Here is a 23,717-nt window from a genome sequence, read left to right as displayed (position 1 = left end):
AGTTTATTTTTACTTGAATGTATGATATTCTATTATATTGTTGGCAGAACAATAAATGCTTTGAATATAGATAAAATATACAGGGAAGGATGGAGGTGAGATAAATGGAGACAGATACGATAACGGCGATATCAACACCAATGGGTGAAGGTGCCATTTCGATCGTTCGATTGAGCGGATCAGAAGCTATCCCTGTGACTGCCGGACTGTTTCAGGGGAAAAATTTACTTGATGCAGATTCGCATACAATCCATTACGGGAAAATCATTGATCCGGGGACAAATGACGTGGCTGAGGAAGTGATGGTCACAATCATGCGGGCACCAAAGACATTCACACGCGAAGACATTGTTGAAATCAATTGTCATGGTGGCATGGTTGCGGTCAATCGTGTATTGGAAATTATTCTTGAACAAGATGTACGGATTGCTGAACCTGGAGAATTTACCAAGCGTGCATTTTTACATGGCCGTATTGATTTATCACAGGCAGAAGCAGTAATGGACCTGATCCGGTCTAAAACCGATAAAGCCATGACGGTCGCACTGAAACAAATGGATGGACGTTTATCTGAGTTAATCGGCCGTCTCAGACAAGAATTGATTGAAACTGTTGCCCATGTTGAAGTGAATATTGATTATCCTGAATATGATGATGTTGAGGAAATGTCACATGAGGTAATGCGGGAAAAATCAAAAGAAGTTCATGCTGAAATTGAACATTTGCTTGAAGTCGCCAAGCAAGGAAAAATCCTGCGTGAAGGTTTGTCCACAGCGATTATCGGACGTCCAAACGTTGGTAAGTCCTCCTTGATGAATACGCTGGTCCAGGAAAATAAAGCGATTGTCACCGAAGTACCCGGCACAACCCGTGATGTAATCGAGGAATATGTCAACGTTCGTGGTGTACCTTTAAGATTGGTTGATACAGCAGGGATTCGCGAAACAGAAGACATTGTGGAAAAAATCGGTGTTGACCGATCACGGAAAGTACTTGAGGAATCAGATCTTATTTTATTTGTCTTAAATTATAATGAAGAACTGACGGAAGAAGATGAAAAGCTTTTCAAGGCTGTTCAGGGATTAGACTATATTGTAATGGTTAATAAAAGCGATTTGGAACAAAAACTTGATATGGAAAGAGTTAAGCAGCTGGCTGAAGATAAACCGGTTATATCGGCTTCCTTAATCAAGGAGGAAGGTGTTGATGAACTGGAATCGGCTATTGGTGAAACGTTCTTTGCCGGTGAAATCGATACGGGTGATATGACATATGTCTCCAATATCCGCCATATCCAATTGCTGAAACAAGCTAAACAGGCATTGGAAGATGCAATGGAAAGTCTTGAAATGGAAATGCCGCTTGATATTGTCCAAATCGATGTTACCCGCACATGGGAGTTTTTAGGGGAAATCATTGGTGATACAGCGAGTGATAGCTTGATTGATCAGTTATTCTCACAATTTTGTCTGGGTAAATAACCTTTATATTAGGCGCTTTCCAAGGTTTGTTACGTTTGAAATAAGATGTAAAATAAATGATAAGCTTTAACAAATGATGAAACGTGACCAACGATAAACAGAAAGGGTGAAAAGATGGTATATAATGCTGGGCATTACGATGTCATTGTTGTTGGTGCCGGTCATGCCGGTGTAGAAGCTGGTGTTGCAGCAGCAAAAATGGGTGCGAAAACATTAATGCTGACACTGAATCTTGATATGGTTGCCTTCATGCCTTGCAATCCGTCACTTGGCGGTCCGGCTAAAGGGATTGTCATTCGTGAAGTTGATGCACTCGGCGGTGTAATGGCGAAAGTTATTGATAAGACACACATTCAAATGCGCATGCTGAACACCCGAAAAGGGCCGGCAGTCCAAGCACTGAGGGCACAAGCCGATAAACCGCTTTATATAAAAGAAATGAAACATGTCCTTGAAAATCAGGAAAACCTGACGTTGAGACAAGGAATGGTCAACGAGCTGATTATGGAAGATGGTGAGTGTAAAGGGGTTATTACGGAAACGAAAGCTGCTTACTATGCTGATCAGGTCATTGTCACAACAGGGACATTTATGCGCGGTAAAGTATTGATGGGCGATCTCGAATATGAAAGTGGTCCAAATAACCAACGGGCATCCATCAAACTTTCTGAAAACCTTGAAGATCTTGGTTTGGATATTACGCGTTTTAAAACAGGGACACCACCACGTGTCAACAGTCATTCAATTGATTATTCGAAAGCAGAAATCCAACCAGGTGACGAAAAGCCACAAAGTTTTTCATATGAAACAACGGAATATATTACAGATCAGATTCCGTGCTGGCTGACGTATACCAATGAATTTACGCATCAGATCATTAACGATAATCTGTCATCATCCGCTATGTATTCCGGTATGAAACGTGGTACGGGACCGCGTTATTGCCCATCAATCGAGGATAAGATTGTCCGGTTTAATGATAAGCCGCGCCATCAGGTGTTTCTTGAACCGGAAGGCAGGGATACAGAAGAAGTGTATGTCCAGGGACTGTCAACGTCTTTGCCGGAAGACATCCAGCATGATATGGTCAAAACAGTGCCAGGACTTGAAAATGCTGAAATCATGCGTGGCGGTTATGCGATTGAATATGATGCCGTTGTCCCGACGCAATTATGGCCGACAATGGAATTGAAAGATATTTCAGGTCTATTCACAGCTGGTCAAATCAATGGAACATCAGGATATGAAGAGGCGGCAGCTCAAGGGATTATGGCTGGTATTAATGCTGGTGCGAAAGTTGTCGGAAAAGAACCATTGATCCTTGACAGGTCACAAGCATATATCGGTGTGCTGATTGATGATCTGGTTACCAAAGGGACAAAAGAACCATATCGTCTGTTGACATCGCGCGCTGAATATCGCTTATTATTGCGTCATGATAATGCTGATATGCGCCTTACTGAAATTGGTTATGATTATGGGTTAATTAATGATGAACGGTATAATGATTTTATTGAGAAAAAACGTCTTGTTGAACAAGAGAAGAAACGTCTCGATAAAATCATTGTCAAACCGGAAGAACCGGTACAGCAAATGCTTAAAGATGCAAATGGTTCACCGCTTAAAGAAGCCGTTAAAGCCTATGATATGTTAAAACGTCCTGAAATTACCTATGACATGCTTGAAAACGTGATTGAATCTGATGATAATTTGCCGGACATTGTTAAGGAACAGGTTGGCATTCAAATCAAATATGAAGGCTATATTAAGAAAGCAAATGAACAAGTGGAACGGATGCTTAAAATGGAAGGCAAGAAAATCCCGGATAGAATTGATTATGATGATATTGATGGAATCGCCTTTGAAGCAAAGGAGAAACTGAAAAATGTACGCCCGCTTTCGGTTGGTCAGGCATCACGAATTTCAGGTGTTAATCCATCAGATGTGTCCATCCTGCTTGTTTATATTGAACAGGGTAAAATTGCTCGTGTGGCCAATTAGTCTTAAGGAGATAGGTTATTCATGAACCCAGAACAATTTTTCCATGAATTACGCCGGCATGGTATTGAATTAAATGAACAACAAAAAGAGCAATTTGCGATTTATTTTGACGTGCTGGCAGAGTGGAATGAAAAAATCAATCTGACTGCCTTAACAGCTGAAGAAGATGTCTACTTGAAACACTTTTATGATTCTGTTTCGGCAGCTTTTTATCATGATTTCACCGGGAACTTAACAATTTGTGATGTGGGTGCTGGGGCAGGGTTTCCCAGTATCCCGCTTAAAATATGTTTTCCGGATTTACATGTTACCATTGTGGACTCATTACAAAAGAGGATAAATTTCTTAAAGCATTTAGCCGATAAACTTGAACTGACAAATGTTGCATTTTATCATGATCGGGCAGAAACGTTTGGCAAAAACAGCCAATTCCGAGAATCATTTGATATGGCTATTTCCAGAGCTGTAGCCCGTATGTCTGTATTAAGTGAGCTATGTTTGCCATTGACACGGGTAAATGGTGTATTTATAGCAATGAAAGGTGCCCGGACTGATGAGGAGTTAAACAATGCCAAAAGTGCCATAAGTATTTTAGGTGGTCAATTGGATACGGTTCATGGCTTTCATCTACCTGAGGAAAACAGTGAACGTTCAATCATAACAGTACATAAGAAACGAAAAACACCTAAAAAATACCCAAGAAAGCCAGGATTGCCGAATAAAGACCCAATCACATAATTCTCTCTGGATATTTTGAAAGGGGACTGCAGCCGTTTCATCCCCTATAATAAACCTGAATCACATCAAGGTGATGAAACGAACGAAAGAGGATAGGTGGGGATTTGCAAGGAAAACTGCTGGTGGAAAAATCACGCCACTGAATGAAGTTTCACTTTATCCCGCATATAAGTGGCAGTAAGCCCCACTCCAAAATGATGAGGAAAAACTAAAGGAATAAGTTGGGCAACTGCCAGTAAATGTCCGATTCTGTTCGGGCCTGCACGATGCAGGTCACAAAGGCGTTCCAACAGGACGTTGCGGTCTTAGCCTTTGTTCCTTAATATCAGTGGAAAAAACCACTCCACAAAATGAAGTTTCACTTTAATATACTATAATTTCATACTCATTCAGTCATTTCTATGATAGAATAGATTTAGAATTTGATAGAACGTTATTTTCTTGTCTAGTTATTTGAATCTTCCTGTAAGAATTGTGTCGATTTATGCTTCCTTTATAAAGGCAATAGAGTTAAAAATGTTATAAACAGGAGTAAGCATAAATGTTCCACGTGAAACATTTTAATGGCCGGCAACATATTTTTGTTCATAATTTAGATTAAGAGTTTGTTTGTAAAGGTGGTGTTTGGAAGTGGTGAGTCCATTAAACCGAATTTTTGGGATGGGAGACAAAAACGATACGGCCCAAGATGAAGAAAACTACCATCCAGATGAGGTCACTGAACTTCCAATTGAAAAAATAGAGCCTAATAGATTCCAGCCAAGATCTGTGTTTAATGAAGAGAAAATGCAAGAATTAGCACAAACCATACATACACATGGTATGATTCAACCGATTGTCGTCCGCAAGCTGGAAGAGGAAGATAAATATGAGTTGATAGCCGGTGAACGCAGGTGGCGTGCTGTACAGACACTGGAATGGGAGAAAATACCCGCAATCATTCGTGGTATGACAGATACAGAGATAGCTTCTGTTGCGTTAATTGAAAATCTTCAGCGTGAAGAATTGACGGTTATTGAAGAAGCAAGTGCTTACCAAAGACTGCTGGAACTCCATTCCTTAACACAGGAAGCATTAGCACAGCGCCTTGGGAAAAATCAATCAACCATTGCAAATAAAATACGGTTATTAAAGCTCCCTGAAGAAGTACAAACAGCAGTGCTGGATAAACAAATAACCGAACGGCATGCACGGGCATTAATAAAAGTTGATGATCCGGAAATACAAGCGAAAGTGCTGGAACTCATCCTGAATAAAGACTTGAATGTAAAACAGACAGAAGAATATATTGAGAAAATGAACCAGCCAGATGAAAAGCCAGCCAAAAAACGCCCAAAACGTAAAGGCGTCAATAAAGATGTCCGAATTGCCATGAATACAATCCGCCAGTCCTTAAATATGGTTTCTGATACAGGAATTGATGTTGAAACAGATGAAGAGGATCTTGATGATTTTTATCAAATAACAATCAAAATACCGAAAAAGAAATAATACATTTTATTATATTGATTGAAAACACCATTCATCTTAGTAGAAAACATAAGGTGAGTGGTTTTTAAATCTATAGTGTTCATTCTGCCTGTATATCAATAGAAAATAGAAGGCGTTTTTTGATTAAAGTTTCATTTTAATAGCCGCTGATTTGAAAAAGATGATAGAATTAAAAATATAGATGTTAGGTAGGTGACAGCATGGGAAAAATTATAGCCATTGCAAATCAAAAGGGTGGCGTTGGAAAAACAACATCAGCAGTAAACTTGAGTGCAGGTCTTGCACATTTAAAAAATAAAGTGTTAGTTGTAGATGTTGATCCACAAGGCAACGCGACAAGTGGTGTAGGGGTTAACAAAGCAGATATGGATCAATGTGTTTATAACGTTTTAGTGGAAGATTTGCCTGCCGAGAAGGTCTGTGTACCGACTCAAGTTGAAAATTTGGACATTATACCTGCCACTATTCAGCTTTCGGGCGCTGAGATTGAATTAGTTTCGACTATTTCACGTGAAATTCGATTAAAAAAAGCGCTGGAGGATTTAAAAGAGGAATATGATTATATTGTCATTGATTGTCCGCCTTCATTAGGGCTTCTTACTATTAACGCACTTACAGCATCAGATACCGTCTTGATACCGGTGCAATGTGAATATTATGCACTTGAAGGTTTGAGTCAGTTATTAAATACGATTCGGTTAGTTCAAAAACATTTAAATAAAAGCTTAATGATTGAGGGCGTACTGTTAACGATGCTTGATGCAAGAACAAACCTTGGCATTCAAGTTATTGAGGAAGTTAAAAAATATTTCCAGGACAAAGTCTATCAAGCGGTCATTCCGAGAAATATCCGTCTGGGAGAAGCGCCAAGTCATGGTGAGCCCATCATAACGTATGATCCAAAGTCAAAGGGTGCTGAAGTATATCTTGAACTAGCGAAGGAAGTGATAAATGATGGCGAAAGGGTTGGGTAAAGGAATTAACGCATTTTTCCCGCCTGAATTGGAAGAAAAGGGTGATGATGTCATTCAGGAAGTACCGGTGAATGAATGCCGTCCAAATCCTTATCAACCAAGAAAAACATTTCATGCGGATGCCATAGAGGAATTAAAAGATTCAATTTTGGAATATGGAATTGTTCAGCCATTAATTGTCCGTAAAAGTATTAAAGGCTATGAGATTGTCGTTGGTGAACGGCGCTTCCGGGCTGCAAAAGAAGCAGAACTGGAAACGATGCCTGCTGTTGTCAAAGATTTAACTGATGAAAAAATGATGGAAGTAGCCCTGCTGGAAAATTTGCAGCGTGAGGATTTAACAGCAATTGAAGAAGCCCATGCCTATCAGAATTTAATGAATGAACTCGGAGTGACACAGGATGAATTATCAAGACGACTGGGAAAAAGCAGATCACATATTGCAAATATTGTCCGCCTTCTATCACTGCCGGATCAAGTAGTAGCATATATTAATAATGGTGAGCTATCAATGGGTCATGGACGAGCATTGCTTGGTGTGAAGGATAAGGATAAAGTGATCCCGCTTGTTAATAAAATTCGAAATGAAAAACTGAATGTCCGTCAGGTTGAGCAATTAATTATCCAAATGAACGATAAGCAGCCTAAAAAGAAAAAAGAAAAACCTAAAAAAGATATCTTTTTGCAGGAAAGAGAATCGGTTTTACGGGAACGGCTGGGAACTTCTGTTTCAATCAATAAAGGAAAACGTAAAGGGAAAATTGAAATCGAATTTTATTCAAATGAAGATCTTGAGCGGATACTGGAGACATTTGAAAAATAAGATTGCATGATAACAATTGCAATTAAGATAGGAAGACTGGCTTAAGTTTATGGGTAATATAGTCAGTCTTTTTATTTATAAGTTCTGTTGTTTTTAACCTAGGAATTGATATAAACTGCGACACAGTGGAAAATTTGAGTGCAATAATGCCGCTCTGGAAATAAGCTCCGCTTTCCGCAGCGACGAATCAGCACTCAGTCCCGGTAGAATGCGATGAAGACTTTCCGATAGTTACGTCACAGTTTATGGGTTTATAGTAAGAACAGTAATTTTTTTTAAAACTGCCTATTTATAGAATTATACTTAGTGAGGTGATAGGATATGATATACTTCGATCAGGCTGCATCATCTTTTCCAAAACCACCGGAAGTAGGAAAGGCGATGATTCATGCTTTAAATGAAGTGGGGGCCAACCCGGGCAGAGGAGGTCATAAGCTGGCAAAAGAGGCAGCTGATATTGTAGTTGAAACGCGAGAGAGGGCTGCACGTATCTTTGGGTGCAGTGACCCAAGACATGCGTTATTTTTTGCAAACGCAACGGCTGCCTTAAACCAGGCCATTAAAGGCTTATCCTGGTCAGAAGGGGATCATGTTATTGCAACGACTTTTGAACATAATTCCATACGAAGGCCATTGGAGTATATAAAGAAACAATTCGGTGTGCATGTTACATATTTACCATGGAATCAAGATGAATCAAGTTTTATACAAGAGGTCAAACAATCGATAAACGAAAATGCAACGTTAATTGTGATGACACATGCTTCTAATGTGACTGGCGAGGTTATTCCGATCGAACAAACAGCCTTGATTGCTGAACAATATCACATACCGGTTCTAGTCGATGCATCGCAGACAGCGGGTCACATACCCATCAATATGCGGGAGATGAATATTGATATGTTAGCTTTTCCTGGTCACAAAGGATTATTAGGTCCACAGGGTACGGGGATGCTTTTGGTTAATGGTGAATTTGAGATTAATCCACTCATGCATGGTGGTACAGGCAGCTTTTCTGAACTTCCTGACCAACCATCGCAATGGCCGGAAAAATTAGAAAGCGGCACATTGAACACGCCAGGTATAGCTGGGATGAATGCTGCTTTGGTGTGTTATGAAAATCGAAACCATGAAAATGTTCCACGTGAAACAATGTTAACTCAGACCCTTCTAAAAGGGCTGAAACAGCTGGATGGCGTTAGTTGCTATGGCTCAGATCAACAAAAACTACGCATGCCGATGGTAGCCTTTAATGTTTTGGATATTCCATCACAGGAAATAGCGATGGTTCTTGACTCACATTATGATATAGCTGTCCGTGCAGGTCTCCATTGCAGCCCGTTAAGCCACAAAACGTTAAGTACAACTGACCAGGGTGTCGTCAGAGCGAGCCTTAGTATGTATAATACAGAAGAAGAGGTTGAACAGTTTTTACAGGCAGTTCAGGAAATAACGGAATCCTATAAGCTTCTTTAAAATACGTTAAAACGAGGAATGACTTATGGCTTTACTCGGAACAATTGTAAATGGCATTTGCATTATAGCGGGAAGTCTGATTGGGTTATTTTTCACAAAAATACCGGAAAGATATAAAGAAACCGTCATGCATGGTATTGGGCTGGCAGTTATCTTAATTGGATTACAGATGGCGTTATCAACAGAAGCCATTATTGTCGTTTTATTGAGTTTATTGACAGGTGCTATTATTGGAGAGTTTATACATCTGGAAGAAGGACTTAATCGGATAGGGGATTGGATCGGCAGGAAGTTTACGACAGCAAATGACAATACAAGTGTTTCTCAAGGGTTTATAACAGCATCACTTGTTTTTGTGATTGGTGCTATGTCAGTAATCGGCGCATTGGATGGCGGCTTGCGCGGAGACCATGAAGTGCTCATTACGAAAGGTGTCATCGATGGTTTTGTTGCTCTTGTGTTAACAACAACATTAGGGTTTGGTGTTATTCTATCCGTTGTTCCGGTAGTTCTTTATCAGGGGTCGATTGCGTTACTGGCGACACAAATTAATCAATGGATACCTGAGACATTTTTAAACGGACTCATTGTTGAATTGACGGCAGTCGGCGGGTTAATGATTATGGCAATTGGTCTCAATTTATTGAAAGTCATTCAAATAAGAGTAGGTAATCTGCTCCCATCGATTTTAACAGTCGGGCTGGTCTATTATGTCTATTTATTATTTTAGTTGAATTAAAATCATGTTAAAAACTCTACTGCAGCTGGTAGAGTTTTTAAATTTCTTTTTTATACTCTTGGTTGTTCATATTAAGTTTAGTTGGAAATGATTCAGCATAGGTTAATTGCTGATCAACTTTTGCCAATAAAGCAGCGATACTTTTGGCCATATCAACAACCAGGGAAAGTCTGGTATTTTGTAAAATTGAATATTCCATAAATCCGCTGATATTCACAACACCTGTAATGTGAATGTCCCCAATGGAGGGAAGATTTTTATTTAATGCTGCCCCGGGGTTGAGTGATCCAACATCTGTTATAATATGGCCAACTGAAGTTTCTTTACCCAATGAGGCATCGACAGCAATGATATATGGATGGCGGTGCAGTTTATAAATTTGTTTCACATACGCTTCCATATTCGTAGCATGTACCGGGTTAGGCAAGGTCCCATATATGTGCAAATGTTTTGGTTGCATTTCAGATAAAAAAGAGCCGGTTAAAGGTCCAAGGGCATCACCGGTTGATCGATCCGTTCCAATACAAACAATAACATATTCTTTTGATACAGCAGGGAGCCAGGAAGTGATTCGTTCATTCATCTTATCCAACAGATCCGAATCGGAATAGTATATTTTTAATTTTTCTTTTTTTGCAATGAAACGATTCATTAGATTCATAGCTTATCCTCCACAAACATATTGGTATTAGTATACGGAAAAAATTTAAAAACTATACGTTGATAAACATAATGGAGGAGAAGCAATGTTTCGAGCGGGTCTGCAATGGATGTTTTTAATCATTGGAACGACAATTGGGGCAGGTTATGCTTCCGGAAGAGAATTATGGCAATTTTTTGGCCATGAAAGTGGACTTGCCATCTTGTTATTTGCTGTGTTTTTTTCAATATCATGTTATGTCATTATGCACATCAGCTATCAAAAGCAATCAACTGACTATTTGCCGGTACTTCGTGATATTGTGGGGAAAAAACTGACAGCCGTCTATGATGTGATGATATTTTTATATTTAACAACAACCACAGTTGTCATGATTGCGGGAAGCGGTGCGACCGGACAAGCATTTGAGATTTCGTATTGGTGGGGCGTACTTGCTATCATTGTTGCATTAATTCTCATATTTATGAAAGATATCAACGGTTTGCTCGCGATGAATCAAATTGTTTTACCGTTATTGCTGGGCGGGCTATTATATATTTTATTATTATTCATTAATGATCAGGGGTTGAATGTGTGGTCCCATATTCATGATCAACGCAATTGGACAGCCGCTTTTCCGTTTACTGCACTGAATATCCTGCCGCTCATTGCTGTCTTAGGTGCAATCGGCAACAAAGTCAAGTCAAAACAGGAAATATACGTCGCGTCTATTGGCAGCGGTTTGATTTTGGGTGTACTGTCCTTTATATATAACAGTAGTTTAATTCAAATTGCTGATGAGCTATTATTGTACGAGATACCATTATTTGCCATATTGCAATATTATCCGGTAGAAATACTGATTTTCATGTCGATTCTATTATGGTTTGCTATTTTCACAACTGCTGCATCAGGTATTTTAGGCATTGTAACACGAATCAGAAGCTGGTGGACCGCCCCTGTTTGGCTGTTGGCAACGATTGTTATTCTTGCGATGGTTCCATTGACAACTGTTGGTTTTTCCACCCTGATTAATATCAGCTATCCAATATATGGCATGCTGAATTTATATGTTTTAACACGATTACTTCTCTTTCCAATATGGAATAAGCCGGCTACCAGGAAGCTTTAATAGTTCTTTTCTTTTCATAATGGGATGGTTATTGTAAAATTTATTTATATTATATGTCGGAGGTTTTTGAGTGGATTCTATAAGCAACCAGTTTATTGAATTATGGGAATACGTAACTGGCCCTGAACTTTGGATTACAATTGGCACAGCCTTATTTAAGGCTATCGCGATCCTATTGATTGCCATGATTATTGTCCGGATAGGAATCAAGGTAATTAACAGGCTCTTTGAAAGCAGATCCCGGGGGCCATTGCGAATTACGGAAAGACGTGAGGTAACGTTAAAGAAATTAATTAAAAACACATTGAAATATACGGTCTATTTTATGGCCTTTATGATGATTCTACAGGAGGCATTTGATTTACCAATTGGCAGTTTGTTAGCCGGAGCCGGTGTGGCCGGAATAGCAATCGGTTTTGGTGCTCAGAATCTGGTTCGGGATATTATCTCCGGTTTCTTCATCATATTTGAGGATCAATTTTCGGTGGGAGATTATGTGCGCACATCCGGTGTTGAAGGGTTCGTCGAAGAAATCGGCATGCGTACGACCAAAATAGAAAGCTGGACTGGTGAACAGCATGTGCTGCCGAACGGGAGTGTGACCCAGGTAACTAATTATTCGATTCATAATGGGCTTGCTGTTGTAGATGTTAATGTGCCGTATGAGAATGATGTTTTAGCTGCTGAACAAATTATTGATGATGTTGCCAAGAAACTGCCGGATCGATATGAGGAAATCGTCAAAGACCCTGAAATAATCGGTGTGCAAACGCTGGAAACATCTCATTATGCCATTCGGATCATTGCCGAAACATTACCATCTTACCAATGGGCAGGAGCCCGGATAATCCGAAAAGAAATCAAAGAAGTTCTTTACAAAAAAGGCATTCAGATTCCTGCTCCACGTCTTGTCATGTATTCAAGAAACCAGGAACCGAATTCACTGCAAATTGATCCAGAGCGGGAAGTGTAAGGGAGGAAAAGAATATGGCAGATAAAGAATTTAATTTGAATGATATTGTCCAAATGAAAAAACCGCATCCATGCGGGGAAAACCGCTGGAAAATTATCCGAATGGGCATGGATATCCGGATAAAATGTGAGGGATGCAATCATAGTGTGATGATTCCGCGTAAAGAGTTCACGAAAAAAATGAAAAAAGTTGTTGACAGGGCTGAGACGTAAAGTGAAACTAACAATCAGTGGGGCGCTTTTCCCCACTGATATTAAGGAACAAAGGCTAAAACCTCGGGCGTCCTGTGCGGGCACCTCCTGTGACCTGCATCGTGCAGGCCCGAACAGAATCGGACGTTTACGGGAAGTTAGCCGCCGTACTCTGGCGGGTTACTGATCATGACATACGGGATGAAAATTTGGTCAAAAATTATTTAATGGCTATATATTCTTCTAATGAAGCATTATTTGGACTAAAAAATGAATTTTACAATGTAAATCCGTAAAAATAAGCATTTAATAATGCTTATTTTTACTTTTTGATTGCTTGTCATTTGTGCCTCTACTATCTATAATTGGTATGACTGACGCGTTCATATGAATGGTATCCTTAAGGAGTGAAAGTTGACATGTCTTTGACAGCAGGAATTGTCGGGCTTCCGAATGTTGGCAAATCAACATTGTTTAATGCTATCACACAAGCAGGTGCTGAGGCAGCGAACTATCCGTTTGCTACGATTGATCCGAATGTGGGGATTGTGGAAGTTCCTGACAATCGCTTAAATAAATTATCTGAGTTAGTAAATCCGAAAAAAACAATTCCAACAACATTTGAATTTACGGATATTGCGGGAATTGTTAAAGGAGCAAGTGAAGGGGAAGGACTGGGAAATCAGTTTTTATCCCATATTCGCCAGGTGGATGCCATTGTCCAGGTAGTCCGCTGTTTCAGAGATGATAATATCACGCATGTTTCAGGTAAAGTGGATCCAATTGATGACATTGAAACGATTAACCTGGAACTTATTTTGGCGGATCTGGAAACTGTTAATAAACGGCTGCAGCGGGTGGAAAAAATGGCCAGGCAGAAGGAGAAAGAAGCCCTGGCAGAATATAATCTGCTTGAAAAACTAAAAGAAGGGCTTGAGGCAGAAAAACCAGTTCGGGCAATTGAATTAACGGATGAACAATGGAAATTGGTAAGGGATCTTCATTTACTGACAAGTAAACCTGCACTATACGCTGCTAATGTAAGTGAAGAAGATGTAGGGAATCCGGAAGCAAATGAAGCGATACAAAAAGTAAAAGAATACGCTGCTAATGAAAATGCTGAAGTCATTGTTGTGTGTGCTAAAATTGAAGAAGAAATTGCTGAATTGGATTTAGAAGAAAAGGAATTGTTTCTGCAAGATTCAGGAATTGCAGAGTCAGGGCTTGATCAGTTAATTAAAGCCTCCTACAACTTATTGGGTCTCGGCACGTTCTTTACAGCAGGTGAACCGGAAGTGCGGGCATGGACATTCCGCAAAGGGATCAAAGCACCACAGGCAGCAGGCATAATCCATACCGATTTTGAACGTGGCTTTATCAAAGCGGAAACGATCTCCTATGAAGATATGATGGAAGCCGGATCAATGCCTAAAGCACGGGAAAAAGGCACCGTTCGCCTGGAAGGTAAAGAGTATATTGTTCAAGACGGTGATGTTATCCACTTCAGGTTTAATGTCTAGGTCTTTTCTGAAAGATTGTCGTTTTTGATATAACAAATCAGGATCTCTCGAATGCTTGTTTTTCAGGGTGTGTTTTGATATAATACACCATTGTGAGTAATGAAAATAAGATTACTCCTTGCTCTTTTCGCAGTAAAAGGGCCGCTAAGACCAAAAGGAGGTGTAACGGATGAGGAAATACGAAATCATGTATATCATCCGCCCGGACATGGAAGAGGAAGCTCAAACAAACTTAATTGAGCGTTTCAGCAACGTGTTAACGGATAATGGGGCGGAAATTGAAAAAGTTGATGAAAAGGGCAAGCGACGTCTTGCATATGAAATCAACGACTATCGTGATGGCTATTATGTTGTCATTAATTTCAGCGGTGATGAAAATGCAATCAATGAATTTGATCGCCAGGCGAAGTTTACCGATGACATAATCCGTCATATGGCTATTCGGGAAGATGATCAATAATAGGGAGTGGTTCTGATGTTAAATCGTGTCGTATTAGTTGGCAGATTAACGAAGGATCCTGATTTACGTTATACACCAAATGGCGTTGCTGTAGCCAATTTCACAATTGCAGTCAATCGCCCTTTTTCCAATCAGCAGGGGAATCGGGATGCCGATTTCATTAATTGCGTCGTATGGCGCAGAGCTGCTGAAAACCTGGCAACCTACATGAAAAAAGGCAGCATGATTGGCGTGGACGGCCGTCTGCAATCACGCACATTTGAAGGGCGGGACGGAAATACCGTCTTTGTAACTGAAGTGGTAGCAGATAGTGTTCAGTTCCTGGAATCAAAGGGAGCTTCACAAAACAGAGATCAGCAAACATCAGGATTCCAGTCAAACCAGAACCAAAATCAGAACCAGACAAATCAAAACCAATCGAATGAAAATCCATTCAAAGATAATGGAGAACCAATTGATATATCAGACGATGATTTACCATTTTAGACAGAAGCAGAGGATAATAAATTCCGCTAATGGAATTAAAACCAATTTGAATCCTTCTGTCTTATAAAAAAGGAGGGTTTACACATGGCAGCACGTCGCGGTCGTTCAAGACGTCGTAAAGTCTGTTACTTTAAAGCAAATGGTATTACACACATTGATTATAAAGATGTTGACCTTTTGAGAAAATTTATCTCCGAGCGTGGAAAAATCCTTCCTCGCCGTGTAACAGGCACTTCTGCAAAATATCAGCGTAAACTGACAAAAGCAATCAAACGTGCCCGTCAAATGGCATTATTGCCATTTGTCGCGGAGTAATCAAAAAGCCCGATCCACACTGTTGTGTGAATCGGGCTTTTTACAAAAATGCTGTTTTCTCAAAGATTGTTGTTGCCACAAAATCCATATACTGTGACGTAGAGAAATAATGGTTGAGAGGAGGAACACCGCTCCGGAAATACGCTCCGCTTTCCGCGGGCGGCTGGTGAGCCTCCTCGCGCTGGCGCGCTCCGGGGTCTCACCGAGGCCTTTCCTCCCGCAGGAGTCTCCGCGTATTTCCTCCGCTGTTTGGTGGTTTATAATCAAATTTATTTATCGTGTAATTAAACCTCTCTTGAGAGTGTTGATTGGAGTGTAGGCCAGTCGACTCCTGCGGGAAAGCGGGCAGCTGAAGACCCCGCAGGACAAAGAAAGCTTAGACAGCGATGCATCGCACGAAGAAAAAGTGGTTTTCTTTTTCGAGGTAGCGGTTTTCTTCCGAAGAGGCTGAAGCGTTGCCCTAAGGTGCGCGACTGGCCGGAACGGAAATCAACATTGCTCTTATGTCGCAGTCATATCAAATACGAGGTTAAAAAGCACCAAAGTTTACGAAAAGGGTCTACAAAATAAGTTTGCCTTTATCCATTTTCAAAATGCGATCACCAAGCTTACTGGCTTCTTCTTCATCATGAGTAACCAAAATCATTGGTATATTCCATGTTTTATGGAGATGTAACAATTCATGCTGGCATTCCTGTTTTGTCTGTTGGTCCAGGGATGAAAAAGGTTCATCAAGCAACAGTGCTTCCGGTTTCGTTACGAATGCACGCACAAGCGCAACCCGCTGTTTTTCGCCACCGGATATTTGGTGTGGATAGTTATCAAGTAAATGGTTGATACCCATCAATTCAACAAGTTGATACAGTAATTGCTCATCTTTCAGCCCGTATCGGATATTTTTTTCGACCGTCATGTGCGGGAATAACGCATAATCCTGGAACACATAACCAACATGCCGCTTTGCTGCTGGTACAGGTTTCTTGTTATGAGGGTGAAATTCCCGCTGATTTAGTGAGATTTGTCCGGAGTCAAGCTGGCTAAGGCCGGCAATACAATTCAGTATGGTTGTTTTACCGGCACCTGATGGGCCAAATAGGACAACAATTTCACTGCTGACCTTAAAATGGACATCCAACAAGAATGATGGCATTTTTTTTTGTATATCAACAAAAAGCATAATCAATCCCCGCCTTGTCAGTCCTCACTTCTGAAACGTAAAATATTTCGTCCACTCCACCAATTCAGCCATAAAATAGCGGCAAATCCAATAATCAGAATGCTGAGGACCCAAAATAAAGCCACATCCCTATTTCCTGATTCGACTGCAAAATAAATTGCCAGCGGAATGGTTTCCGTTTGATTCGGAATATAGCCGGCAATCATTAAGGTGGCACCGAATTCACCAAGCGCTCTGGCAAAAGTCAAAACCAATCCTGCGAGCAAACCCGGCCATGCAAGCGGGAAAGAGATTGTCCAAAAAATCCGCCATCTGGATGCTCCCATTGTTCGTGCAGCATTCTCTATATTGCGATCGTATTTTTGAAATGAAGCTGCTGCACTCTGATACATCAGTGGAAATGCCACAACAATAGCAGCGATGACAGCACCTATCCAAGTAAAGACAACTTGAAAATCAAACCATTCCAAGAGCAACGTTCCAATTGGACCGTTATTGCCAAATAAATAGAGCAGTCCAAATCCGACAACTGTTGGGGGCAAAACAAGCGGCAGCATCAATAATGATTCGATAATGCGCTTTCCCGGAAACCGGCTGCGTGTTATGATTCGGGCAAAAAACACGCCTGTAATGAAGACAATGACAGTTGCAATCCCGGCAATTCTCAGTGACAAATATAATGGTGTTAAGTCCATCTTAATACCCCTTTAGGTCGAAAATCCGTATTTCTCAAAAATGGCCTGTGCATCGTCCGTCTGCAAAAACTGAATAAACGCATTAGCCTTCTCTGTCGCTTGACTGGATTTAATGACGGCAGCCGGGTATTCGATAGGATCATGCAAGTTGTCATCTATGGTTAACAGCTCGCTCACCAAACCCGACCGTTCCAAATCACTGGCATAAACAATACCAACTTCTGTATTACCGGATTCAACATATGTAAGTGTTTGCTGTGCACTGCCCGTGTATACAAATTTCTCTTTTGCTTCCTCCCAGATATTAAGATTGCGCAGTGCTTGCTCGGCGTATTTTCCAGCTGGGACACTTTCCGGGTCACCAATTGTAATTTGATCTGTATTAAGTGTGGGCAGATCATCCAATTCGTTGATTGAAAAAGATGTATTCTGAGTGGAGATGACCACAAGCCTGTTTTGAATGAAATCGGTTCGTGTATCCGCTGCAATGACATCTTCATCGGCAAGTTGATCCATCCATTCCTGGTCAGCAGAAAGGAATACATCAACAGGGGCCCCCTGCGAAATTTGCTGAGAAAGTTTACCGGATGCACCATAGTTCAACTCTAATGTTGTGTCAGGATGTTCTGACTCGAATTCCTGTTTAAGTTCAGAAAGCGTATCGGATAAACTTGAAGCAGCAGCTACAAGCAGTACGGTTTCGCCTGAATCCTCCTGACTTGTGCAACCGGTTAGAAAGAGTATACTGATGATCATGAAAGCTATTATCCGCCGCATAACGAAAAACTCCTATTTTTGTTTTTTTCGCTGAGGAAAAACAGTTATTATTTTGACCAGGAACAGCAATGTATACAGGATGAATACACCTGCAAAGACATTAGGAATGGAAACAAAGAAGGCAAATAGTGTGTACAGTATAGATGGAACAGTTATTGTGTACGCAAGCAACTTCCAAAGGATTGAAAACTTGATTTTACGCCTTAATAATTTGGCAATGCCTGTCCCGATAAATGCAACAAACGAAATATATATAAAAACGATAATCGTTAACGGTAAATAATAAAATATAAAAAAGTATATCAGAAAAAAAGGCAGATTCATTGCTGACCCAGCGCCATCCTCGGTGGTCAGCTGCCCGGTCAATGATGGAATGGCAACAATCAGCATAAGTATAAACATATACACGACTGTGATGTCCATTCCGATTCGGTTCAATCGGAATAATGCCTTCTTGTTCGGCAATTTCAGGCTGTCTAAAAATGTTCGTAAAAATATCACGCTTTTCATCTCCGGATACAATGTCGTACAATATATCATTATAATAAAAAATATCATTCATAGCACACTTTGACTATGAATATTCCTTGAATAAATAAGAAATCGACAAATTCCCCAAAATATTTCCCGGGAAATAAGATGCTGGATTGAAGCGACTCATTGTTTCAGTCATTTCAAATTCCAATTATGATTTAAATCATGTTATCATATAACAATGAGGTGATATTCTCATTAAGAAAATAATGCTTTAAAAGATTGAAGAGGGTGCAATTAGATGAACCAATCGAAAAAACTGACAGATGGAGCACTATTATTAACAGTGTTTATGATATTAATGCTGATTTCGGCCTTTGTGCCTGTGATCACATTGATCGCTACATTTTTACTGCCTGTACCCTTTATTTTGTTTGCTTCCAGATATGATTGGAAACCATCAATCATTATGCTAATAGCAGCTATGGCTCTATCATCATTGCTTACGTCCATTTTTTTCGTGCCGATACCCGTGTTAATGGGGCTTGGAGGCATTATGATCGGAAGTGCCATTCACAGGAAATTTTCGCCTTATGAAACATGGGCAAGGGGCACCATTGGATTTGTGGCTGGATTATTGTTTGTTTTTGTATTCAGCCAATATGTATTTCAAGTAAATCTGGTCAATGAAATAGACAATATGGCTCAAGAGTCCATTACGATGAGTCAGGATATGATGGAACAATTCGGTATGGGTGACATCACAGAGGACCAGCTTGATATGCTGACAGAACAAATGGGGATGCTTACAGATCTGCTGCCGGCATGGTTAGCGATTGTAGCACTGATACTTGCATTCATCAGTCAATGGATCAGTTATAAAGTCCTTAACCGGCTGGAAAACAGACAATTGTATTTTCCGCCGTTTCGCACACTGAGACTTCCTGTTTCATTAATCTGGATTTACTTTTTTGCATTAATCATGTCTTTATTCAACCTGGACCCTTCCGGAATGGTTTTTATAGCCGTTAATAATGTTTTGATGTTAACAGGCATATTAATGGCATTACAAGGTTTTTCCTTTATATTTTACTACGCTCATGCAAAACAGATGTCGAAAGCATTGCCGATAGCAAGCATTGTTCTGACAGTGTTTGTACCGTTTATCTTCCTTTTCCTGGTTCGGCTGTTAGGTATAATTGATATCGGATTTTCCTTGAGGGATCGGATTTCCAATGATAAAACGTAAGTGGGAGTTCAGGTAGGAGCTGATTATATGGAAGATGTTCAAAAGAAACCAATGTTAAGCAGTCATTTATGGGTGATTTACCTGGTTTCTGTTATACTGCTTGGCTTTATATGGTACTTTCAGTGGATACTTGGGCTGGTGCTCACAGTAGTCCTGGCAGGGGTATTGTACTATAGCATTCAGACTGAAAGAAAACGACAACAGGAAACGGAAAACTATATCGCAACACTCTCCCACCGTGTCAAACGTGTCGGGGAAGAAGCGTTATTGGAGATGCCAATCGGAATCATATTGTATAACGATGATTATAAGATTGAATGGGCCAATCCGTACATGAATGAATTCGCTGATGATGACACATTGGTTGGTAATTCTCTCAATGTACTTTCGGATGATTTGTCTACCAGGATTAAAGAAAGTGATGGCGAAATATGGCTTGAATTGAACGGGTACCATTTTCAGGTTACCGTAAAAAAAGCGGAGCGTCTGTTATACTTGTCTGATCGGACAGCACAATCTGACATTCAAACACGGTACAATAATGAAAAAGCTGTTATTGCGATTATCTTTCTCGATAACTATGAGGAAATAACACAAAACATGGACGATACATTGAAGAGTCAGCTAAACTCAAAAGTAACGTCTGTTTTAAATAATTGGTCCAATGACTATGAAATATATTTAAAGCGCACTTCACAGGATCGATTCGTGGCTGTTTTAACGAAAGAAACATTGGATCAGCTGGAAAAGGCGAAGTTCGACATATTGGATGAGGTCCGTGAATTAAACGCTGAACAGAATATACCGATTACTTTAAGTATTGGTATAGGCCTCGGTGATAGCCTTTTGCCGGAACTCGGAGAAATGGCTCAATCAAGTCTTGACTTGGCATTAGGCCGTGGCGGCGATCAGGTGGTCATTAAAGATGATCTTGGAAAAGTCCGTTTTTACGGCGGCCGCACGAATCCGATGGAAAAACGTACACGCGTAAGAGCACGCGTTATTTCACATGCACTTAAAGATTTGGTTCAGGGGAGTGACAATGTCATTATAATGGGACACAAAGCTCCGGATATGGATTCAATCGGTTCGGCTATAGGTATCTTGAATATTGTTAAAGCCAACAATGTGGACGGCTATGTTGTGCTTGACCCGGATGACGTTGATACGGGCGTTTATCGACTTATTGACGAGCTAAAAGAAGAAGAGGAAATATGGCAGCATTTCATTGAACCTGAAGAATCCGAGGCACTTTTGACAAGCCGAAGCCTGGTTGTTGTTGTGGATACCCATAAGCCATCGATGGTAGCACACGAAAGGCTTTTAAATAAAACTGAATATAAGGTGGTCATTGACCATCACCGGCGTGCCGAAGAATTTGTTGACAACCCGACACTCGTTTATATGGAGCCATATGCATCATCCACAGCCGAACTGGTGACAGAGCTGCTGGAATACCAGCCAAATAACCTGAAGCTGAAAATGCTGGAGGCAACATCATTACTGGCGGGGATAATTGTCGACACAAAAAGCTTTACCCTGAGAACGGGTTCGCGTACATTTGATGCGGCATCCTATCTAAGGTCAAAAGGTGCAGATACGGTATTGGTGCAGCGATTCATGAAAGAAGATCTGGATATTTATATTAAACGCAGCAAACTGATTGAACGAGCAAAAATCCATCGCAATACAATCGCCATTGCAAAAGGGACGCCTGATGAAGAATACAGTGGGGTTTTAATAGCACAGGCTGCAGATACGCTTTTGACGATGAGCAGCATTAATGCATCATTTGTTATATCTGAACGAAATGATGGCCGGATCGGGATAAGTGCCCGCTCGCTTGGTGATATCAATGTCCAAATCATTATGGAAAAAATGAATGGGGGCGGCCACTTAACGAATGCTGCCACACAAATTGAAGATACAACGATTGATGACGCTGAAGCATTGCTGAAGGATATATTAGAAGAGTATTTCACAGGAGGGGAAAACGAATGAAAGTCATATTCACACAGGATGTCAAAGGTAAAGGCAAAAAAGGCGAAGTAAAAAACGTTTCAGATGGTTATGCACGCAACTATCTGCTGAAAAATAATCTGGCTGAAGAGGCGACGCCGGGAAATATGAAAGCACTGGAGGCGAAAAAGAAAAAACAGCAACAGCAAGCTGAGGAAGAGAAAAAAGAAGCTGAACTTCTGAAACAGGAACTTGCCGACTCAACAGTTGAAATTCAGGCGAAATCCGGAAATGCCGGCCGACTATTTGGTTCGATCACGTCAAAGCATATTGCTGATGTTCTGAAACAAGATTATGGGTACAAACTGGATAAGCGCAAAATTGAGCTGAATAGTCCGATAAGAACGTTAGGATACACGAATGTACCTGTGAAACTGCATCCGGAAGTGACCGGAACCATCAAAGTTCACGTTGTGGAGAAATAGTAAGACCCCTTTATAAGCTTACAGGAATAGATTTCTTCACAAGGGGGGGAGACGATGAGTGAACTTTGGAATGATCGTGTGCCACCACACAATATCGAAGCCGAACAAGCTGTTATTGGTGCTGTGTTTTTAGAACCTGAAGCATTGTCATCAGCAGCGGAACGTTTAATGCCCGATGATTTTTACCGTGCCAGCCATCAGCGGATTTTCGATACAATGCTGAAATTAATCGATAAGGGAGAACCAATCGACCTTGTTACGGTGACCACCTCTCTGTCCAATGAAAAAAAACTGGATGAGGCAGGTGGTGTCGCGTACCTATCTGATTTAGCCGGCAGTGTCCCGACGGCAGCCAATATCGTATATTACAGCAAGATTGTAGAAGAGAAAGCATTGCTCCGTCGACTGATCCGAACGGCAACAGATATTGTAACATCAGGATTTGCCAGTGAAGATGACGTCGAAAATGTGTTAAATGAAGCGGAAAAGAATATTCTGGAGGTATCCAGCCAGAAAAACTCCGGGAATTTTAAAGCTATTAAAGATGTTCTGATTGATGTCTACGATAATATTGAACAGCTGCATAATCATGATGGTGATGTGACTGGCATTCCAACAGGCTATCGTGATTTGGATCAGATTACGTCCGGTTTCCAGCGCAATGATTTGATTATTATTGCTGCTCGTCCATCGGTAGGTAAAACCGCTTTTGCCTTGAACATTGCACAAAACGTCTCCATTAATACCGATGAAAACGTAGCGATTTTCAGTTTGGAGATGGGAGCCGATCAGCTTGTTTCACGTATGTTGTGTGCAGAAGGCAATATTGATGCACAGCGGCTGCGTACAGGGAAGCTGGAACCGGATGATTGGAGCAAATTGACGATGGCAATGGGAAGCCTGTCAAATGCCGGTATTTATATCGATGACTCACCTGGCATTCGTGTCAGCGAAATCCGTTCAAAATGCCGCCGCCTTAAGCAGGAACACGGGCTTGGCATGATTTTGATTGATTACTTGCAGCTGATACAGGGCAGTGGCAATTCTAAGGAAAACAGACAACAGGAAGTGTCGGAAATATCCCGTGCGCTTAAAGCATTAGCCCGTGAGCTGAACGTGCCTTTAATCGCCTTGTCACAGCTTTCCCGTGGTGTTGAAGCACGACAGGACAAGCGGCCGATGATGTCGGACTTACGTGAATCGGGAAGTATTGAACAGGATGCTGACATTGTCGGATTTCTTTATCGGGATGATTATTATGATCAGGAATCCGAGAAACAAAATATTATTGAAATCATTATCTCCAAACAACGGAATGGACCGGTCGGTAATGTCGAACTGGCTTTTGTGAAAGAGTATAATAAGTTCGTGGATCTGGATCACCGGTATTCGGATAGTGATGTACCACCAGAACCCGTACAGGCATAATGTGTGCAACATCGCATTATGATCAGGTCTGAT

Annotated in this window: 24 protein-coding genes; 19 read left to right on the top strand and 5 right to left on the bottom strand. The window is 40.8% G+C overall.

Annotation, left to right across the window (positions count from 1 at the left end; all coding sequences use genetic code 11):
- Positions 1-104: 104 nt before the first annotated feature.
- From mnmE to Len3610_RS15700, 8 genes are all read left to right on the top strand, one after another.
- Positions 105-1,481: a tRNA uridine-5-carboxymethylaminomethyl(34) synthesis GTPase MnmE gene (gene mnmE, locus Len3610_RS15735; RefSeq protein ID WP_176448790.1), complete on the top strand. Its 1,377-nt coding sequence runs from the start codon at positions 105-107 to the stop codon at positions 1,479-1,481.
- Between the two features lie 114 nt (positions 1,482-1,595).
- Complete coding sequence (gene mnmG / locus Len3610_RS15730) at positions 1,596-3,482, top strand: tRNA uridine-5-carboxymethylaminomethyl(34) synthesis enzyme MnmG (RefSeq protein ID WP_176448789.1); 1,887 nt, start codon at positions 1,596-1,598, stop codon at positions 3,480-3,482.
- Positions 3,483-3,503: 21 nt separating this feature from the next.
- The gene (gene rsmG / locus Len3610_RS15725) at positions 3,504-4,220 is read left to right on the top strand and encodes a 16S rRNA (guanine(527)-N(7))-methyltransferase RsmG (protein WP_176448788.1); all 717 of its coding nucleotides are present in this window, start codon (positions 3,504-3,506) and stop codon (positions 4,218-4,220) included.
- A gap of 630 nt (positions 4,221-4,850) precedes the next feature.
- Positions 4,851-5,711, top strand: coding sequence for a nucleoid occlusion protein (gene noc / locus Len3610_RS15720; RefSeq protein ID WP_176448787.1), 861 nt, complete (start codon positions 4,851-4,853; stop codon positions 5,709-5,711).
- Positions 5,712-5,911: 200 nt separating this feature from the next.
- Positions 5,912-6,685 carry a ParA family protein gene (locus tag Len3610_RS15715; RefSeq protein WP_176448786.1) on the top strand — a complete coding sequence of 258 codons (774 nt, stop codon included), beginning with the start codon at positions 5,912-5,914 and terminating at the stop codon, positions 6,683-6,685.
- Positions 6,666-7,508, top strand: a complete 843-nt coding sequence (locus tag Len3610_RS15710) for a ParB/RepB/Spo0J family partition protein (RefSeq protein WP_176449714.1) — start codon at positions 6,666-6,668, stop codon at positions 7,506-7,508. The genes Len3610_RS15715 and Len3610_RS15710 overlap by 20 nt, the downstream gene beginning before the upstream one ends.
- Positions 7,509-7,829: 321 nt before the next feature.
- Entirely contained in the window at positions 7,830-8,984 is a 1,155-nt protein-coding gene (locus Len3610_RS15705) for an aminotransferase class V-fold PLP-dependent enzyme (protein ID WP_176448785.1), read from the top strand.
- A gap of 25 nt (positions 8,985-9,009) precedes the next feature.
- Positions 9,010-9,714, top strand: coding sequence for a DUF554 domain-containing protein (locus tag Len3610_RS15700; RefSeq protein WP_176448784.1), 705 nt, complete (start codon positions 9,010-9,012; stop codon positions 9,712-9,714).
- 46 nt (positions 9,715-9,760) lie between these two features.
- Here the strand turns inward: Len3610_RS15700 and yyaC are convergent, their stop codons facing one another.
- Positions 9,761-10,384: a spore protease YyaC gene (yyaC, locus tag Len3610_RS15695; protein ID WP_176448783.1), complete on the bottom strand. Its 624-nt coding sequence runs from the start codon at positions 10,382-10,384 to the stop codon at positions 9,761-9,763.
- An 85-nt stretch (positions 10,385-10,469) separates the two neighbouring features.
- Between yyaC and Len3610_RS15690 the strand changes: the two genes are divergently transcribed.
- From Len3610_RS15690 to rpsR, 7 genes are all read left to right on the top strand, one after another.
- The gene (locus Len3610_RS15690) at positions 10,470-11,495 is read left to right on the top strand and encodes a YkvI family membrane protein (protein ID WP_176448782.1); all 1,026 of its coding nucleotides are present in this window, start codon (positions 10,470-10,472) and stop codon (positions 11,493-11,495) included.
- Between the two features lie 70 nt (positions 11,496-11,565).
- Positions 11,566-12,468 carry a mechanosensitive ion channel family protein gene (locus Len3610_RS15685; RefSeq protein ID WP_176448781.1) on the top strand — a complete coding sequence of 301 codons (903 nt, stop codon included), beginning with the start codon at positions 11,566-11,568 and terminating at the stop codon, positions 12,466-12,468.
- Between the two features lie 14 nt (positions 12,469-12,482).
- Positions 12,483-12,680, top strand: a complete 198-nt coding sequence (locus Len3610_RS15680; protein WP_176448780.1) for a DUF951 domain-containing protein — start codon at positions 12,483-12,485, stop codon at positions 12,678-12,680.
- 398 nt (positions 12,681-13,078) lie between these two features.
- Positions 13,079-14,179, top strand: coding sequence for a redox-regulated ATPase YchF (gene ychF / locus Len3610_RS15675; RefSeq protein WP_176448779.1), 1,101 nt, complete (start codon positions 13,079-13,081; stop codon positions 14,177-14,179).
- Between the two features lie 169 nt (positions 14,180-14,348).
- Positions 14,349-14,639, top strand: coding sequence for a 30S ribosomal protein S6 (rpsF, locus tag Len3610_RS15670; protein ID WP_176448778.1), 291 nt, complete (start codon positions 14,349-14,351; stop codon positions 14,637-14,639).
- Between the two features lie 15 nt (positions 14,640-14,654).
- The gene (ssb, locus tag Len3610_RS15665; protein WP_176448777.1) at positions 14,655-15,125 is read left to right on the top strand and encodes a single-stranded DNA-binding protein; all 471 of its coding nucleotides are present in this window, start codon (positions 14,655-14,657) and stop codon (positions 15,123-15,125) included.
- Positions 15,126-15,209: 84 nt separating this feature from the next.
- Positions 15,210-15,440 carry a 30S ribosomal protein S18 gene (gene rpsR / locus Len3610_RS15660; RefSeq protein WP_176448776.1) on the top strand — a complete coding sequence of 77 codons (231 nt, stop codon included), beginning with the start codon at positions 15,210-15,212 and terminating at the stop codon, positions 15,438-15,440.
- A 559-nt stretch (positions 15,441-15,999) separates the two neighbouring features.
- Here rpsR and Len3610_RS15655 read toward each other — a convergent pair.
- From Len3610_RS15655 to Len3610_RS15640, 4 genes are read right to left on the bottom strand one after another with little or no spacing between them, the layout of a single operon-like run.
- Positions 16,000-16,617 carry an ATP-binding cassette domain-containing protein gene (locus Len3610_RS15655; protein ID WP_176448775.1) on the bottom strand — a complete coding sequence of 206 codons (618 nt, stop codon included), beginning with the start codon at positions 16,615-16,617 and terminating at the stop codon, positions 16,000-16,002.
- A 17-nt stretch (positions 16,618-16,634) separates the two neighbouring features.
- On the bottom strand, positions 16,635-17,312 hold the full coding sequence (gene modB / locus Len3610_RS15650) for a molybdate ABC transporter permease subunit (RefSeq protein ID WP_176448774.1): 678 nt from the start codon (positions 17,310-17,312) through the stop codon (positions 16,635-16,637).
- A 12-nt stretch (positions 17,313-17,324) separates the two neighbouring features.
- Positions 17,325-18,089, bottom strand: a complete 765-nt coding sequence (gene modA, locus Len3610_RS15645) for a molybdate ABC transporter substrate-binding protein (protein ID WP_176448773.1) — start codon at positions 18,087-18,089, stop codon at positions 17,325-17,327.
- 12 nt (positions 18,090-18,101) lie between these two features.
- On the bottom strand, positions 18,102-18,599 hold the full coding sequence (locus Len3610_RS15640; RefSeq protein ID WP_255259919.1) for a DUF1189 family protein: 498 nt from the start codon (positions 18,597-18,599) through the stop codon (positions 18,102-18,104).
- Between the two features lie 265 nt (positions 18,600-18,864).
- Here Len3610_RS15640 and Len3610_RS15635 point away from each other — a divergent pair, with 265 nt between their 5' ends.
- From Len3610_RS15635 to dnaB, 4 genes are read left to right on the top strand one after another with little or no spacing between them, the layout of a single operon-like run.
- Positions 18,865-19,812: a YybS family protein gene (locus Len3610_RS15635; RefSeq protein ID WP_176448771.1), complete on the top strand. Its 948-nt coding sequence runs from the start codon at positions 18,865-18,867 to the stop codon at positions 19,810-19,812.
- Positions 19,813-19,839: 27 nt separating this feature from the next.
- Positions 19,840-21,813: a DHH family phosphoesterase gene (locus Len3610_RS15630; protein WP_176448770.1), complete on the top strand. Its 1,974-nt coding sequence runs from the start codon at positions 19,840-19,842 to the stop codon at positions 21,811-21,813.
- Complete coding sequence (gene rplI, locus Len3610_RS15625; protein WP_176448769.1) at positions 21,810-22,256, top strand: 50S ribosomal protein L9; 447 nt, start codon at positions 21,810-21,812, stop codon at positions 22,254-22,256. Before Len3610_RS15630 ends, rplI begins: the two co-directional genes overlap by 4 nt.
- 54 nt (positions 22,257-22,310) lie before the next feature.
- Positions 22,311-23,684, top strand: a complete 1,374-nt coding sequence (gene dnaB / locus Len3610_RS15620; protein WP_176448768.1) for a replicative DNA helicase — start codon at positions 22,311-22,313, stop codon at positions 23,682-23,684.
- The last annotated feature ends 33 nt before the right edge of the window (positions 23,685-23,717 follow it).

The sequence above is a fragment of the Lentibacillus sp. CBA3610 genome, assembly GCF_013373365.1.
GTDB lineage: Bacteria > Bacillota > Bacilli > Bacillales > Amphibacillaceae > Lentibacillus.
Note: the sequence above shows the minus strand (reverse complement) of the source record. Positions and strands in the feature narration are given on the sequence as shown.